The 1,591-nt window shown below is 75.8% G+C and carries 1 protein-coding gene; it reads right to left on the reverse strand.

The window, feature by feature from the left end; all coding sequences use genetic code 11:
* Positions 1-199: 199 nt before the first annotated feature.
* Positions 200-1,468, reverse strand: coding sequence for an MFS transporter (locus tag AB8Z36_RS39500; protein ID WP_369218184.1), 1,269 nt, complete (start codon positions 1,466-1,468; stop codon positions 200-202).
* Positions 1,469-1,591 lie beyond the last annotated feature (123 nt).

Below are 1,591 nucleotides of genomic sequence, written 5' to 3' on the forward strand. Positions count from 1 at the left end.
GCCCCGTCGCGCCCCGGCTCTGGGGGCCGCCCGCCGACGTACGGCACCACGTGCTGTGGCACCCCGGCGGTGACGGTTCGGCCCGCCCCGGTGACGCCCATGGGGCCGAGCCGGACGAGCGGCTGCTCCGGATCACGCCGGACGAGGTCGTCGCGGCGGTGCGGGGCCTGCCCCGGCCGGAGGCCCGGTCGCCGGGGTCTCAGGCCGCCGTTCCGAGCGCGGGCTGCGCGGCGGACTCGCGGACGTCCGTCCGTACCCGTACCGGCGCGCCGCCGGACCGGCCGCGCAGCAGATAGCCCGCGCCGATCGAGCCCGCGATGAGCAGGCCGCCGGAGATCAGGGCGCCACGGGCCCCGGCCAGCTCCATGAGCAGGCCGAGCGCGGGCGGACCGCCCAGGCCCCACGCGGTGCTGATGCTGCCCCACACGCCGAGCACCCGGCCGCGCAGATGGGCCGGAGGGTCGGTCTGGAGGACCGTCGTGCCCGCGGTGTCGGAGACCGACTCGACCACGGCCATCGGCAGCACCAGGACGAGCAGGACGGCGAAGGTGGGCGAGAGCCCGGCGAGCACCTGGAGCAGACCGCCCGCGGCGGCCAGCGTGCCCACCAGGCGCACGGACGGCCTGCGCAGCCGCGCGCCGAGGACCGCGCCGATGATGCCGCCGACCGCGAGCACCGTGGAGACCGTGCCGAACGCCCCGGCGCTCCCGGCCAGCGGCCCGGTGACCAGGACGACCAGGGTGAGGTTGTAATTCCGCCCGAAGACCGCGCTGATGCCGGTGATGCCCGCGAGGGCGACCAGGCGCGGACGGCGCATGAAGAAGGCGAGGCCCTGCCGCACGGTCATGTTCTCGCCCACCGGCTCAGCGGCGTGCGGTACGGGGTCGGGCCGCCGCTCCGCCACCGCGCCGCGCACCGCCCCGTACGCGGGACGCAGGAACGGGATGACCGAGGCCACGAAGAGGAACGACACGCCGTTGGCGGCGTAGGCCGCCGCCGTGCCGAGGAAGCCGACCGTGACTCCGCCGAGCGCGGCGCCCGCGAGCCGCCCGGCGCTGTGCACGAGCGAGCCCACGCCGATCGCGGACGGCACGTCCTGCGGGGGCACGAGGTCGTTGCCGAGCAGGGCGCAGGCGGGCCCGTCGACCGTGGCGATGACACCGGTCACGGCGGCGAGGGCCATGAGGACGCTCAGGTTCAGCCCGCCGACCGCCACCAGGACGGCCGTGGTGAAGGCGATGAGGCCGAGCAGCGCCTGGCTGACGGCGGCCGTGACCTTGCGGGGCCAGCGGTCGACCGCGGCGCCGCCCACGAGGCTCATCAGGAGCGCGGGCGCGGCCTGCACCGACATGGAGAGCCCGGTGGCCGCCGCGGAGCCGGTGATCTGGAGGACCAGCAGGTTCTGCACGGTGAGCTGCATCCACGTACCGGCGTTGGACACGAAGTTCGCGACCGACCACCAGCGCATGCTGCGGTACCGCAGGGACCGCCACGGCGACCGGGAGGCGGGAGAAGTGGGAGAGGCAGGAGAGGAGGAAGACACAGGCGTACTCGGGGTTCGGGCGAGTCCGCGGGGACTCTGGCGGGGGTA

Source organism: Streptomyces flavofungini (genome assembly GCF_041028215.1).
Lineage (GTDB): Bacteria > Actinomycetota > Actinomycetes > Streptomycetales > Streptomycetaceae > Streptomyces > Streptomyces flavofungini_B.